The organism is Thermobifida fusca NBRC 14071 = JCM 3263 (assembly GCF_001592045.1).
GTDB classification, from domain to species: domain Bacteria; phylum Actinomycetota; class Actinomycetes; order Streptosporangiales; family Streptosporangiaceae; genus Thermobifida; species Thermobifida fusca.
Genome location: NZ_BCWB01000001.1, coordinates 1 through 14,395, shown reverse-complemented (window position 1 = coordinate 14,395; position 14,395 = coordinate 1). Strand labels below are relative to the sequence as shown.

Sequence of the window (14,395 nt, the reverse complement as noted above, 5' to 3'; positions counted from 1 at the left end):
AGCATGCCACCCACAATTGTTACCGACTAGTAGTTATGGGGGTGGGTGCCCCCGGGCCCGTGCAGAGGAGCAGCCATGCCGACACTCGACCGCCACGGCGACGTCTACGTCCTCGACCTCGGCGACACCGAAAACCGCTTCCACCCCGACTGGATCGCCTCCGTCAACGCCGCCCTCGACGAAGTCGAACACACCCAAGGCCCCTGCGCCCTCGTCACCGCAGCCACCGGCAAATTCTTCTCCAACGGCCTCGACCTGGAATGGCTGGCCGCCCACCCCGAACAACGCCACGACTACGTCGTCAGCGTCCACCGCCTCTTCGCGCGCGTCCTCACCCTGCCCATGGTCACCGTCGCCGCCCTACAAGGACACACCTTCGCCGCCGGCGCCATGCTCTCCCTCTCCCACGACTTCCGCGTCATGCGCGCAGACCGCGGTTTTTGGTGCCTGCCCGAAGCCGACATCAAAATCCCCTTCACCCCAGGCATGTCCGCGCTCATCCAAGCCCGCCTCAGCCCGCAAACCGCGCACGAAGCCATGGTCACCGCCCGCCGCTACGGCGGACACGACGCGTTCGCCGCAGGAATCGTCGACTCTGCCGTCGCCGAAGACGAAGTACGCGCCACCGCGCTGGACATCGCCGCCGCCCACACCACCAAAGCCGGCCCCACGCTCGCCACCATCAAAACCCGCATGTACCGCCAGGCTTTGGACGCGCTCGCTGAAACCCCGATCCCCCTGTCCTGAACCGGCGAGCCTGCCACCCCTCCCTGAACTCCTCCGGCGGCAGGCCCCGTTACCCGCCCTGTTGTTGTCCCACTCCAGGCGGCAACAACAGGGATTTCTCGTTTGATGCGCGCAAACCCCGTCTTACGGCAAGCGCAACCATCCCGTGCGCACCCGCCACGAACCGCCGCGCTTCAACAAGTCGAGCACAGCATGCTGCAGGCGGGTCACCGGAGTCACCCGGTCAGGCGCCACCTCGGGACACTCGAAAACAAACCGGAACATATCCGCGTCCCCAGGGCCCTCGTGGTCCGACAGCACGAAACGATCCTGGAAAGCCCGGATATTGGACTCCGGCGGCAGATAGTCCCGCAACTGCGGATCCAGCAGCCACGACGTGCACACCGCCACACGCACCCGCTCCCCGGTCACCGCGGACAGCACCTCACCCGCCCGGGCCAGCGAAGCATCCACCGCATCAGCAGACAGCGGCTCCCCAGCAGGAATATGCAGCCGAGCCACCAGGCGCTCGTCCACCACTCCCACCAGCTCCGGAAAATCACCGCTGTCCAGGTAGGCCGTCTCATACTGCAAACGCCCCACCTCATACAGCGAACCCCGGTAGTGCAACGCGATCCACACCGGCAGGTCCAGCCCCACCCGGCCGTACATGCGGCGAGTCTTCGCCACATGCCGCCCCAGATCCGCAAGCGTGGCCGCGGTGACATCCTCCGGCACGCCGCGGCTGCGGTGGCGCTCCCGCAGCACATCCACCGCGGCAAGGAACGCGTAAATGGGGGCGCAGCGCACGCGAGGGTCGTCAGCAGAGATCACATCGGGCCAATCCACCCAACCCGGGCGGCCCACATCCGCGAGGATGCGCGCATAACAGGCATCCACCAGCCACCGAGCCGCTGCAGGCCAGTCCTGGTCCGGCCACAATGCACGCAGATCAGCGCGATCCGCACCCTCCACCGCGGCCGCATCCAGCAGCTCATCCGCAGCCTCTCGACCAGGCAGCGGAGCAGGGGGCGGGTCAGGGAAATCAGCAAGGGAGGACAAAGTGGCAGCAGCCTCAGAGGCAAGCCCCAAGGCGCGCGCTTTCGATGTGAGATCCATACTGCCATGCTGACAGGAACCCGGAGAAAATGCCCAATGTTAATCGTGAACTACTCCAGGTAGGCAGATCATGCCAATTTTTCTTTCTAGTGAGGCACACGTCACACACGGCGCATAGTCTTTAAGTTCAAACACACCTCATCAACCGTGAAAGCTCGCGAAAGGGGACAGACAGCGATGGCCGACCCCGAACAGCAGGTCCGCGAATGGCTCACCGCCTACACCGCACCCACCATGAGCGTGGCCCACCTGCTGTGCGATCGGCACGACCCGACCCGCACGGCCGTCACCGAAGTCCAACCCGACCTGTCGTCCACCACCCTCACCTTCGGTGACCTCTCCCGCCGTGCCGCACACCTGTCCGCTGTCCTGGCCTCCCACGGAGTCACCCCCGGCGACCGGGTCGCCACCCTGCTGCCCCTCGGCATCGACCTGACCATCAGCGCCGTCGCAGTGTGGCGGCTAGGCGCCGTCCTCGTCCCCCTCCCCCCGGTGCTGGCCGCCTCCGCCATCGACTGGAGACTGCGCCAAGTCAACGCCACAGCCGTCCTCGCCCCCGCCGACCAGACCAGCAAACTCACCACCGGCTCCTGGACCGTGATCGACCCGCACAAGGAAGCCGCCACACCCCCACCCGACCCCGCCACCGTGGGACCCGACGACCCCCTGCTCATCAGCCACACCCCCGGCATATCCGGGCCCCCGCGGCAAATCACCGTCCCCGTGCGCGCCCTGGCCGCCTTCCACATCCACCACCACTACGGCCTGCACATCAGCGACGACGACATCTACTGGTGCTTCAGCGAACCCGGCGACCCCCACGGCCTGTACTACGGCCTGGTCTCCCCCCTCCTTGCCGGACACACCTGCCTGCACCTGCGCGCCGGCTTCGACCCGGAACTCACCTTGGACGTCATGGAAACATTCCAGGTGACCCGCCTCGCCGCCGCGCCCACCATCTACCGGGCCCTGCGCACCGCCACGAAAACCCTGCCCCCCGGCATCATGGTGCAAGGACTCGCCACCAACGGCGACGAGTTCCGCACCGACCTGTCCGAATGGGCGCTCGGCACCTTCGGCGTCGGCATCAGCGACCACTACGGCCACCCCGAATCAGGGATCGTCGCCGTCAACGACGGGCACGGCGGCCCCCTGACCGCCCTCCCAGGATTCCGGCTGACAGTCCTCGAGCCGCTCAGCGACACCCCGGCCGAAACAGGAGTCCCCGGACGCGTAGCAATCGACACCCACAACAGCCCCGCCTGGTGGTTCGCGGGCTACCCGGACGACCCCCTGGCCACAGCCCAGCACTTCAGCCCTGACGGACGCTGGTACCTGACCGGAGACACCGGCACCGTGGACGACACCGGCGCCGTCCACCTCACCCGCCACAACGGTGAAGTGATCATCACCTCCGGCTACCGGATCGGCCCCTACGACGTGGAATCAGTACTGCTGGAACACGACGCCGTCGACGAAGTCGCCGTCTACGGAATCCCCGACCCGCTCCGCGGCGCACTGGTAGCAGCCAACGTCGTCCTCACCCCGGACGCCTCCCCCAGCGACGAACTCGCCGAGGAGCTCAAACGCCTCGTCGCTGAACGGTTCGCAGAAACCGCGGCCCCCCACCAGGTGACGTTCGTGCCGCACCTGCCGAAAACCGCGAGCGGCAAACTACGCCGCAACCGGCTGCGCGCCAGCGCTGCCTAGCCTTTCTCGGCTAGTCGACGAGCGTGTCGATCCGGGCAGCCATCTTCAAATCGCGTTCGGTCACATGGCCGACATCGTGGCTGGTGAGCGTGAACGTGAGCGTCGTGTAGCGGATGTCGATATCGGGGTGGTGCTGGGCTTCCTCAGCAGCCTGGGCAACCCGGTTGACCAGCTCGATGCCGTCCAGGAAGCTCGGCACGGTCACGGTGCGGGTAATAGCCTGCCCTTCCCGCCGCCACGCGGGCAGCCGGTGCATCGCCGACTCCAACGCGGCCTCGTTCTTTGTGTCCACCATGGTTTCCTCCCTGCCTCGAGCTTGCCTCTGCGGTCCAGGGCAGTGCCCGGCGCCGTCTTTCCTCTACCCGCAATCACCCCGCCCCACCAGCACCCCGCCGGTCCAGGGCAGGCCCGGGTGATGCAGGAGACAGGCGTGGAAAGGGCAGCAACAAGACCGCTGAACAGCTCCACCAAAAGCTCATCAAGACCGGACAGCGTCGTCGGCGCCTGTTTTCTCTACTGGTGGAACCCACAAACGCCACGCCTTGGCCCAACAATCAACGGCCTCCACCACCAACGACACACCGCTCCAGACCCGAAGAAACGAGCGCGCCCAACCGACAAACACCAAGACTCACACCACACACGGCACGTCCCAGCCACCAAGCCTTCGAAAATTGGGATAGTCCACGCCAAAGGTGCATGTTGGATAATTTTGCACCGTGTGCCACTTTGGTCGGTTTGGTGTGGCGTCCAAAAATTAAAACCGCATCCCCAAACCTGCTTTTGCGGGGGCCGAGCTGGTGGAAGGCAGTGAGGAGCAGTTCTGTCTGCGGTGATCGTCTTCTGCTGGCGGATGCTGCGCACACGCCGCGCCCAGCAAGCCCCGGTCTGGTTGGGCTGGCTCATTCTCGCCTCCTAGGGCGCGGCAGCACTGTTGGCCGCTGGTCTTCTCGCTGCCGTATGGCTGCTGCTCGGCTCTCCTGGTCTTGAGGTTCCTCAACAACTCACCCCGAAGGATCTGGACTCGATTGCTACCCGATCCTTCGGGGTGGTCGCAGGAATGGGCGCCGTGGCCGCGCTGGTGATCAACTACCGGCGCCAACGATTGTCTGAAGCGGAAAACAGCCGCAAAGAAACCCGCCTGTTTACCGAACGCTTTGAAGGAGCCAGCGAAAAACTCGGCAGCGAATACGCCGCAGTCCGTCTGGCTGGAGTCCATGCTCTGGCGCATGTGGCCGATGGTGCTCCCAGCCGCGAGTTACGACAGATGTGTATCGATGTGTTGTGCGCCTACCTGTGCCTGAAGACGCCAGCAAAGAGGAACACGTCGAGCATCAGCAACGCACCCTCCGGTTCGCCTCGTTTCGGGAGGTGCGTCACACCATCATCCGCATCATCGGTAGACGGCTCCGCAAGGATGCCCCTGTCTCCTGGCAGGGCTGCGACTTCGACTTCACCGGGGTCGTTTTTGACGGCGGCGACCTCTCCGATGCCCATGTCACCGGAGGTCGCATCAGCTTCCGCGAAGCACAATTCACCAACAGCAGGATGGACTTCACCGGCGCGACGTTCTCCGGAGGCACAGTGGACTTCACCGACGTTCGTGATCTTTCGGTGATGCCGCAAGGCTTGCGGGAAGCCACGGTGAAGGCTGCGCCGGAAGCGAAGGTGCTGCTGCCAGAAGAGTGGCTTTCGTCTTCCCCTGCGGATTAAGTCAGTAGAGCTCTGACTGGTTTCCTGGTTGCCGTCTTGGCGACGACCGTTCAGACAAGGCCCCTTACGTCGCCTGCACCGCTACGATGCACCCTCCCCTTACCCGGACACGTCCCAGCCGCTTTGGCTTTCACCGTGATGAAAACAGCCCGCTCGAGAACTAAAGGCTATTGACGGTGGCCCACCCTCACTGCTCGATCCTCAACCGGCCTTGAGCAGGAGCCAGGCCGGTTAAGGATCGCGTTGCCCAACCCGTGTCAGGCGCTACACCCGGTGGTTAAGGCCAATCCACGCCAGGGCTGAGGGTTCCGCTAAAGCTTGGGGACGACCAACCGGGGGGATAAACCTCATCGTCTTTTTTGACGGTGGTTGCGGTCGTGTAGCGTCCCGGCTCGGCGGGTTCAACGAAAAAAGGTCCGCATTCGCGCGCCTGGTGAGTGTCGAGGGTGACCCGGCAGGAGTTCAGGGTCGATGGGTCCCGTGTCAAGTGATACTGCTGACTGTCGATCAAGTCGGGATCGAGGTCCATCAACCAGACCCACACGGTGACGTCTGTACCAGCTATCTCGGCGCTGAACGCTTTGACTTCTGCGGAAACAGCAATCTGCCCGTTTTCTTTCTTGATACAAGGGCGCACCTGCACGGTGTCGTTGATCATGCTCGCCCACGACCGGCAGTTTTTTGTGGCTACGGAAAGCTGTTCTCTCGGTTCTCGTGGTTCTTCTGTTTCTTCCACAGTCGCGGGAAGGTCCGCAGAGGAGGAGGGCTCTGGGCTCGCTGAGGGTGAAACAGAAGCCGAGGGGGAAGGCTCTGCGGTGGCTGAAGGTAACGCTGATGGGGAGGACAGTGCAGCTACCGACGGTGAAGAAGACGTCGACGAATCCTTTGAAGACAGAAAATAAACAACTGCAGCAATCGAACAGACCGCACCGATCGCGGCGAACAGTGAGTGGACCAGGAGCCGTCGGGGGACGGCCGCAGCATTTTTCGCCGGGGAGCTGGACTCTGACCCTCCGGAATTCGCTGGTTCTTCCTGCCCCTTCTTCTCTGCAGGAGAACTGTACTGCTGGGCTTCCAGGCAGCGCGCGGCTTGGCTTCCCCAACTGCGGGGATACCGTTCTGAAAGCCGGGCAGCCAGGTCCTCCACCTGCCTAGTGATTTCGCTCAGCCTTCGCGCCTGGGAGGGGTTCTTTTCTTGAAGGCCAGTGTGGTTGATGAGGGCGTCCACTTCGGCCGTGCCGGGAAGTCGCCGACTCTTGATCTGGTGGATCTGTTCGTGGCCTTGCATCCACCCTGATAAATCGGACTGGTCCACGCCCATTGCCTGAACCAGAGCTTTACGGCCTGCCCCATAGTGTTCGAGGACTGTGCTGAGCTCTTCAGCGAACTCATCCAGGGCCTTGGCTAGCGCGACGGCATCCCGCTCAAAATCAGTGTCAGGAGTCGTGTCCCGCTCCGCCATCCCACCTCCTTCACCATTCCTTGTCACACCTCAACGGTGTTTCTCCTGCTCATAACCGCACTCGGTTGCGGTGCCGCTACACGCCATTCCTCTCCTCTTTCTCACCTGGCTGCGAGGCGACGCGGCTTCTACCAAGGCCGCAGCCACCACAGTCAGGAAGGCCCCCATACCGAGGAAGGAAAAATGCGGAGTTTCACGACATATTCTCAAAAAATGTCGTCATTCTCTTCGAAGTTATCGGACTGTTGAGGTTCTCTTGATCTGCCGTGTCCGTTGGTGTGACAACCACGAGATGTTCTGCTCGTTCTTCCAGCACGGCAGGACCCGACTCGAGGAGAGAAATCCACGCTGGCCGCACAGCAGTGGCCGAGGAACGTGACGAAAGTCGTGGGACACAGGTTTTCCGCTGATCAAGGAGGACGAGGGCCCATCCAGGGAACAAATCTTCCCGGGTAGAGCTTGGGGGATTGCTCTCCAGCGCGACCCTTTCCACCGCAAGGAAGCCCTACGTTATCCCGCAATCACCTACTGCAAGGAAAGACTGGCATGCGGTCGTGGACACTCGCCGCATGCAGATACGCGGCACAAACCCACGTCTCCGGCCCTCCGCTGCCACGAATCTCGCGCTCCCCACCAGCGCAATGACCACGAGTCAAGTCATGCGAACGCACCAATCGGCGACGAGACGCTGCAGCGACCCATTCCGGCCACCCCTATAAGCCGCCACGCCACCCGCAACGACACTGTTCTCCCGAAGCTCAGCCCCATGCCGAAAAAACCGAACCGGACTAAGTTGCTGGAGACGAACAACCACGCAACGCAAAGGAGACTCCATGACGGCAGCAGAAAGCGCACGCCTTACCCTTCTCGTCCTCTACAGCGACCGCATGGAAGAGTGCCGCGCCTTCTACAGTGCCCTGGGACTGTGTTTTGCCCGTGAACAACACGGTCAAGGACCACAGCACTACGCGGCCGTACTCGACGACGGTTCCGTATTCGAGATCTACCCCGCCTCCCCCGAACGCCGCACGGGTATCACACGACTCGGCTTCCGCGTTGACAAGACTTTGCTTCAAACACCCCTGGAAGCCGGACACCATATCTTGACCGACCCGGACGGCCGCAAAGTCGACCTTCACGTGGTCTGAAACCCTCCCCCCCCCGGAAAAAGGGCTCGTGACCGCACCACCCTCCACGAAACCCGCCCCGCAGCGAGCACCGTGAAGTCGTCACCCGACCGCACAAACACGCGGCCTCTAAGGTTCACCACTGTCAGGCACCGCGCCGGGAGCACCGCTCCCCCGCGGGCCCACTCACCCAATATCCGGTCACATACTGGCGGGGATCATTGCCAACACCCACAAAGCCACCCGCCGCCACGGCCACACCCCTGGAATAGCCCACCTTCCCCGAACACACCCCCGTAGCAGGCACCCAGTCGTGCCTGCACCAAACCCTGCGGCCCCACCCCGGAAACACGCCACCGGCATCATGCGCAGCTCACTCCATGCCTGCCCCTGGGGTTTGGAAAACCCCGAACCACGGGGGTTAAAGCGTGTGGGAGGAAGGCCGGCTTGGCGGAATCACGGGGGATTCAGGAACCCGGATCACGATCACAGCGACATCGTCATCGTTGTCCTCAGGGCGGACGCGCTCAATGAGCAGGTCACAAAAGTCGTCGAGCTCGTGGTGGACGAGCTCGGCAGCATGCTGACGCAGCTGCGCCATACCCTCGTCCAGACCGTGGCGGGTGGATTCGATAAGCCCGTCGGTATAGAACACGACCGTACTCGCCACCGGCAGTTCAACAGCGGAGTCGGTGCGCGGAATATCCGTCTCAGCACCCAACAACAGGTCGTGGTGCTCGTCGAGGAAACGGGCCTGCCCGTCCCGCAACACCAGCAACGGCGGCAGGTGGCCAGCGTTCGTCCACCGCAAAACCCGCCGCCCTTCAGAACCGTCTTCTTCAAGCCGCGCAAAAACCATGGTGGCCATGGAGACTTCACTGATGTGCCCCAACGCGTGGTCCAACCGGCTGACGATACTGCTGGGCGGCTCGTCACGGTCCCACGCCAACGCCCGCAGCATGTTGCGGATCTGCGCCATGTGAGACGCGGCCTGCAAGTCGTGGCCCGCCACATCCCCGATAACCAGAGCAGGGGTGCCGTCTTGAAGACGAAAAGCGTCATACCAGTCCCCACCCACGTGGGAGGCATCAGGCGCAGGATGGTAGCGCACCGCCATCTTCACCAAAACCGTTTCGGGAAGCGGCGACAGCAGATACCGCTGCATGGTTTCGGTGACCCGCTGCTGACGCTCATACAGTCGCGCATTGTCGATAGCCAGCCCGGCCTGACGGGCCAAGTCGTCGACCAACGCCAACTCGGTGCTGGTGAAATCGTGGAGCTGATCGGCACGCCCCAAAGTGAGCGCCCCCAGAATGGCGCCGCGCGGCCCCCGCAGCGGCGCGGTGATGGCCGCGTGAATCCGGGTGCGTTCAAACAGCGTCCGCTGAGCCATGGCCAAACCCGTGTCGGGGGGACGCTGGTAGTCGCGGAGACTGACCCGAGTCGTCGACGCCCCGCGCAGCACCCGCGACAGCGGCATCAAAGAGGTTTCTGAAACGGGTGGCAGCGGCCCCTGCATCTCTTCCCGACGGATATGCCGCCCGTTTTCGTGGTGGACCACAAGCGCCCGCTCCAGTTCCCCTATCTCGTTGAGCAGGTCAATAACGACCCAGTCCGCAAGACGAGGCGTGACCTGCCGCGCCAGCAGCCACAGCGCTTCCCTGACCTGCAAAGTAGACGTCAGCACCGAAGTGACCTCGGCGATCAGGGAAAGACTGTCAGCAAGGTCGGTCAGCGTTGTCATCTGGTCGACAGGAACCTCCTCAGAAGAGGGGTCACCCCGCGGGTCACGGGGATGGAACAACACCAGCGCCCCCGTAGTGTCCCTGTTAATGCGGTACGGGGCGGTCAACCAGATCACGGGCAGCAGGGCGCCGTCACCACGCAGGAACCACTTGTTGCCACCGTAGGCGCTCTGTCCTTGCAGGAAGGCTTTCATCAGCGGGCATTGGGAACGAGGCAGCAGAGCCCCGCCTTCAGCCCGATGCAGCAGGTCATGGGCGTTACGCCCTATCATGGCGGACTCAGAGCGACCGAGAAGTTTCTCCCCACGAGGGTTGACCGCAATGATCTGTTCGCGGTCATTAGTCACGTACACCCCGATTTTGAGCCCGGACAGGACTTTACGCGGCAAGTCCTGCTCCGATGCGGAAAACGAGACTGGATGCGGCTGATGGTCGCTAGGCACGGCGCTGCCTTCTTTCCACGCGCAAGGCTGCTTACCCGAGTCGAAACCGGTCACAGACTCCAGGTGTTCCCATAGGCCTCCCCTCCCCACCCAGGGCACTACCCCCACACAGCGTTCTGTTTCAGGGAAGCCCAGACCGCTCCTCCCGGACTGCCCGCAGCCCACAGGAAAAGAACAGCAGACGGTCCACCGCGCGCCAACTCACCCCACGAAACCCGCGCTGCCTTCCAGGCCAGGGCTAGGCGCAGCCGCAGTGCTCAAAGGCCCACGTGACGCATGGGGTTGTCGTGCCACGCATCCGCGGGACGAATATAGGTATCGACAACGGACGAGTTCGGCGACCAGCGCCCCTGCCGGGCAATATAAGCACGAGGCACCCGAGCCTCAGCGGCCGCAGTCGCCGCACCCGCCCGCAGAGAATGCGCAGTGATCGGCGCATCGATCCCCGCGCGACGAGCGAGAGTCTTGATGATGTGATTGATCCCGGCACCGCTCATCCGCCCTGAACCACGCAAAGCAGCCCCCGGGCTTCCCGCAGGCCGCCCATACCGGTCCACCGCACGCAGCAGCGGACCGTCAGTGATACCACGTTCCCGCAGCGCATCAATCCACGCCAGCGTGGTACGCACCGGGCAAGTGCGCGCCAGAGAACCATAGGGAACAGCAACAATCGCGCCAGCCGACTCCCGGTCAGTTTTAGAGGTGCGCACCCGCACCTGAAGCCCTTCGGAAACCGCGCGCACATCAGCGATATCCAAGCCAGCCAGCTCGCTACGGCGGGCCATCATCGCAAAACCCAACAGGCAAAGAGTGCGGTCCCGCAGCCCAGCAAGGTCGTCGCTAGTGGCCTCAACCATGGCACGCAACTGTTCCACCGTGAGCGCAGGAGCGCGACGCGGCTCATATCCGGCTTGCGCACGCTCCCTGCGATAGGCGCGCAGCACCATGCGGGCAGGTTTAGTGTCGAGCGGCAGGCCAAGCGCGGTGTGGTGGGACTGGATAGTGCCCAGCATCCGGTCAAGGGTGGCAGGAGCAGGCGGCGGAACAGCGTGGGTAAGCGCGTCAAGATAGGTGGCGAGCGTGGCAGCAGACGCGGGAAGCGGACTGCGGTTTTCGCGGGCGCACCACTCTTGGAAAGCAGCCCAGTCCCGCCGATAGGCAGCACGCGTGTTCGGCGTCCAGCTTTCGGCGATACGCGCGGCCGCAGTAGCACTCAGTTCCCCGCTGCTGGTGATCGGAGCGGGAGCATGGGCGGGTATGAGCGGGCCGTCAGCGCGGGAAGCGGTCATCGACAGTCCTTCCTCGCAATGCCGCCAAAGAATCGTTTCCCCTGAATCTTGAGACACCTGGCGGACACGCAGGCACAAACCCGACCGTTGCGGAGTGTCCCAGCCATTCCTGTCCACCACGCACGTCCCACCCGGCACATCTTATGCAAGAAAACCGGGACACGACGCGGATTCCGTACACGGCGGCCGAGCGCACTGCTTTCAGGCAGCCCCCGGTGAGCCATGCCCAGAACACGCCCCTGACCCAGGCAGCAGGATGGGACGATTACACACCCATACGCGGCGGGCAGGCCGCGCTGCAGGTGGGGATAGCCGTCGACAGCCCATCCGCACAGCGCCACCAGAGAATGACTCCCCTAGCGACTGCGGGCACGCGGGCACAACCTGGGACAGCAGAGTGCCGCGGGCCAGGGGGTCAGGATTTCCAAGGGCCGATACGGTCCAGCCGGCGCCGCTGCTGGCGGGCAGCAGCCGCATCCAAGCCCCGGCCGCGTGCGACAAGCCGATCAGCAGCCATAGTGCGGTGCGCCACAGGCTTATGGTCGTCGTACTTGAACTTGGCCCGCACCTGCGTGACCTGCAGGCGCAAACCGCGAATACCGGACAGCATCCGACCGTAGGGAGGCTGGCCGACGACGACGTCAGCAGAATTGCCGTCAGGCTGGAAGTAGTCCATTTGGCGGCGCAACAGTTCAGCCTTCCCCTCGGCGTCGTCGACGATGTCGGCCCGGCAGATGAACTGAACGGCCGCATAGTAGCTGGTGGGAACCCCCTCCTGCGGCGGGGATCCTGCCGCGGCACGCCACGTGCCGGGCACAAAGGCATAATCACCGACGACAGTGACGACAACGTTGGGGTCGCGTTCAAGCGCCGCCCAGACCGGGTTAGCGCGAGCAAGGTGGACCAGTAAAGCGTCCCCGTCGCGAACGAAATGGGTAGGCACAACGAAAGGCGGCTGGCCCGGCAATCCATTAACACAGAGCTGGCCGAAGTCATGGCCTTCAGCGAGCCAGGCCTGCCACTCGGCGTCGTCCAAGGCGGCATCCCAGGGGTGGATGAGCACGTCAAACCTCCTCAAAAGGCGGGCAGAGCGCACCCGGTCGAGGAACGGTACCGCAGCAGAACCTCCCACGCCACGCCTTTTCGGACCGTAGCCTTCAACGACAACGCTGCAGGCCACTGGTGGACGCTGCCGGTGCCAACTCCTCGCCCTGACTTCGACAAACCGGTCCCGGCGGAGAGTTCACTCACCACCGTCACCGTCGTCCTCCGCATCACCACTGCCTCTCCTACCGGAGATGAGGAATGCCAGCACTGCCACGGCCAACATGCTGATCGCGAACCACTCACCTCCTTCAAAGTAGAAGCCGAGGATCACAGCGGAGAGCGCACCGGGAAACAAACCGGATCCGATGGTGTCCAGCAACCCTCGGAATTTTCTCCACCCCGTTTGCGCCTCTCCCTCACCGGTGCTCGCGCTCCTCCTCAGACTGACCTCGCCAACGAGCATCATGAAGAAACCGACAACCCCCACACCTGTCGCGCTGAGGATGAGCGGGCCGGACCCTTGAGCGAGATCGATCACTGTCATGGCAGGGAACATGCACAACCACAACACGGCGCCAAGGACAGACAAGAGCTGCCACGACGTTTCGTTCTCCTCGCCGCTGCCCTCACCCGCCTCACCACCGGTCTTGGTTTTGCTGAAGAGAATCAGCGGGGCCAAGCCGGAAACCCCTGCGCCTACCACGCCGAGCTCAAACCGTTCAGTTTCTCCGAGATCACCGCTGATCATCAGGGCAGGGACAGGGACAATGCCAAGAAACAAGAGGATCCCGACCACGCTCAGGAGTTTCCGAAAGCCCACCAATCCCATCCGGACACCTCTGTTTCCAGTGAGAGGGATGCGCTGAAAAGTGGGGAGTTCTGGTTCTAACGGGGTGGATGCGGATGGGATTTCCTCGGTTTTTGAAATCCTGTCCTTCCGTCCACAGGCAGATCAGTCAAGCTCTTCGTTCAACAGGGTGCGACAAGACAGAACCAGCACCGTCTTCCCTGAGACACCGACTGCCGGTCTCCTTCTCAAGGGTGCGCAGGTCCACCCGCAGATGCCGTGGGCATTGCGGGAGCCGAGGTCCCCTCGTTGAAACGTGGCTTCCCGACGTCAAGAGAAGGTTACGGGCATGAGGTCCATTGGGAATTCCAAGCACCAGCGTTCTATGCAGTCGTCTGGGGTTGGGACCAGCGCGGGGGACTACCACGTGCCCAGGTGATGGGTGCGCCGTACATGAACTCACTGCTAGGGAAGCTGACGAGGGCTGCTCCGACCTGGGTGCCGCCACACACAGTGGAGTCAGGTGTTGTTGTCGTCTGGTGCTGCACTGGAATTACAGCTTGCGGAGCAGCGCGAACGTCCTGACGTGTGGCTGTCGGCTACTGATTCGCCTTCATGGGCGCGCGTTTACCCAGACCGCGTCGAGTAGGGCGGCCCTCGCAGGCTGTGGGGGGAACTCGAGCAGGCCCACGCCTGGTGGGTCCAGCGCGGCCGCCCGGAAGTGTCAGAGTTCGGGCTGACGGTGGGACCGCAGGGCCATGTGGTGTGGTTCGAATCCCCCGACGGCCCCTCATGGCGCCATTGAGGGGACGATGCTCGGGAAAACGGTTTAGAGTGTCGTGTATGGCGAAGCTGCCCACAATCCAGATAACGAGGAGATAACGCCTCGCGAAATTGCAGGTCAGCTTCGGTGAGCCCCACGCACGTGGGGATGGACCGCGCGCGCTCCTGGTCCTCCTCGGCGGCGCCCTGTGAGCCCCACGCACGTGGGGATGGACCAAACAGCGGCGCGCTGGACCGGATCATCGACGAGTGAGCCCCACGCACGTGGGGATGGACCGCACGCGGCGGTGCTCCGCCTCCAGACGGGCACGTGAGCCCCACGCACGTGGGGATGGACCGGCAGGGCCATACTCATCGTTCTTCTGGCGCGGAGACCCCGGGCTTCAGCCCTGGGGAGGAAGCGCCATCCTCCCATCACAGATCGTTCTTAACTGATCTTCTAGC

At 63.5% G+C, this 14,395-nt stretch carries 11 protein-coding genes; 4 read left to right on the top strand and 7 right to left on the bottom strand.

Annotated features, from left to right (window positions below; all coding sequences use genetic code 11):
• Positions 1-75 precede the first annotated feature (75 nt).
• Entirely contained in the window at positions 76-747 is a 672-nt protein-coding gene (locus TF1_RS00050) for an enoyl-CoA hydratase-related protein (RefSeq protein WP_011291975.1), read from the top strand.
• Positions 748-870: 123 nt separating this feature from the next.
• On the opposite strand, the gene TF1_RS00045 is transcribed toward TF1_RS00050, so the two are convergent.
• The gene (locus tag TF1_RS00045; protein ID WP_011291976.1) at positions 871-1,845 is read right to left on the bottom strand and encodes an acyltransferase domain-containing protein; all 975 of its coding nucleotides are present in this window, start codon (positions 1,843-1,845) and stop codon (positions 871-873) included.
• Between the two features lie 177 nt (positions 1,846-2,022).
• Between TF1_RS00045 and TF1_RS00040 the strand changes: the two genes are divergently transcribed.
• Complete coding sequence (locus TF1_RS00040; protein WP_011291977.1) at positions 2,023-3,555, top strand: AMP-binding protein; 1,533 nt, start codon at positions 2,023-2,025, stop codon at positions 3,553-3,555.
• 10 nt (positions 3,556-3,565) lie between these two features.
• On the opposite strand, the gene TF1_RS00035 is transcribed toward TF1_RS00040, so the two are convergent.
• Complete coding sequence (locus TF1_RS00035; RefSeq protein ID WP_011291978.1) at positions 3,566-3,850, bottom strand: 4a-hydroxytetrahydrobiopterin dehydratase; 285 nt, start codon at positions 3,848-3,850, stop codon at positions 3,566-3,568.
• A 1,001-nt stretch (positions 3,851-4,851) separates the two neighbouring features.
• On the opposite strand from TF1_RS00035, the gene TF1_RS00030 reads away from it, so the two are divergent.
• On the top strand, positions 4,852-5,268 hold the full coding sequence (locus TF1_RS00030; protein ID WP_016188700.1) for a pentapeptide repeat-containing protein: 417 nt from the start codon (positions 4,852-4,854) through the stop codon (positions 5,266-5,268).
• Between the two features lie 277 nt (positions 5,269-5,545).
• Here the strand turns inward: TF1_RS00030 and TF1_RS16050 are convergent, their stop codons facing one another.
• Complete coding sequence (locus TF1_RS16050) at positions 5,546-6,730, bottom strand: hypothetical protein (RefSeq protein WP_156482476.1); 1,185 nt, start codon at positions 6,728-6,730, stop codon at positions 5,546-5,548.
• Between the two features lie 833 nt (positions 6,731-7,563).
• Between TF1_RS16050 and TF1_RS00020 the strand changes: the two genes are divergently transcribed.
• Positions 7,564-7,878 carry a VOC family protein gene (locus TF1_RS00020; protein ID WP_011291982.1) on the top strand — a complete coding sequence of 105 codons (315 nt, stop codon included), beginning with the start codon at positions 7,564-7,566 and terminating at the stop codon, positions 7,876-7,878.
• Between the two features lie 400 nt (positions 7,879-8,278).
• On the opposite strand, the gene TF1_RS00015 is transcribed toward TF1_RS00020, so the two are convergent.
• The 4 genes from TF1_RS00015 to TF1_RS00005 form a co-directional block, all read right to left on the bottom strand.
• Positions 8,279-10,099, bottom strand: coding sequence for a SpoIIE family protein phosphatase (locus tag TF1_RS00015; RefSeq protein ID WP_255266117.1), 1,821 nt, complete (start codon positions 10,097-10,099; stop codon positions 8,279-8,281).
• A gap of 203 nt (positions 10,100-10,302) precedes the next feature.
• Complete coding sequence (locus TF1_RS15655) at positions 10,303-11,334, bottom strand: tyrosine-type recombinase/integrase (protein WP_082797675.1); 1,032 nt, start codon at positions 11,332-11,334, stop codon at positions 10,303-10,305.
• A gap of 415 nt (positions 11,335-11,749) precedes the next feature.
• The gene (locus TF1_RS00010; RefSeq protein ID WP_061783488.1) at positions 11,750-12,397 is read right to left on the bottom strand and encodes an FMN-binding negative transcriptional regulator; all 648 of its coding nucleotides are present in this window, start codon (positions 12,395-12,397) and stop codon (positions 11,750-11,752) included.
• A 180-nt stretch (positions 12,398-12,577) separates the two neighbouring features.
• Entirely contained in the window at positions 12,578-13,210 is a 633-nt protein-coding gene (locus TF1_RS00005) for a hypothetical protein (RefSeq protein ID WP_061783487.1), read from the bottom strand.
• Positions 13,211-14,395 lie beyond the last annotated feature (1,185 nt).

What these genes read in the sequence shown, in the direction of transcription:
- TF1_RS00050 (WP_011291975.1), top strand. Translation starts at nt 76, where the DNA reads ATGCCGACACTCGACCGCCACGGCGACGTCTACGTCCTCGACCTCGGC.
- TF1_RS16050 (WP_156482476.1), bottom strand. Translation starts at nt 6,730, where the DNA reads ATGGCGGAGCGGGACACGACTCCTGACACTGATTTTGAGCGGGATGCC.
- TF1_RS15655 (WP_082797675.1), bottom strand. Translation starts at nt 11,334, where the DNA reads ATGACCGCTTCCCGCGCTGACGGCCCGCTCATACCCGCCCATGCTCCC.
- TF1_RS00035 (WP_011291978.1), bottom strand. Translation starts at nt 3,850, where the DNA reads ATGGTGGACACAAAGAACGAGGCCGCGTTGGAGTCGGCGATGCACCGG.
- TF1_RS00005 (WP_061783487.1), bottom strand. Translation starts at nt 13,210, where the DNA reads ATGGGATTGGTGGGCTTTCGGAAACTCCTGAGCGTGGTCGGGATCCTC.
- TF1_RS00020 (WP_011291982.1), top strand. Translation starts at nt 7,564, where the DNA reads ATGACGGCAGCAGAAAGCGCACGCCTTACCCTTCTCGTCCTCTACAGC.
- TF1_RS00040 (WP_011291977.1), top strand. Translation starts at nt 2,023, where the DNA reads ATGGCCGACCCCGAACAGCAGGTCCGCGAATGGCTCACCGCCTACACC.
- TF1_RS00045 (WP_011291976.1), bottom strand. Translation starts at nt 1,845, where the DNA reads ATGGATCTCACATCGAAAGCGCGCGCCTTGGGGCTTGCCTCTGAGGCT.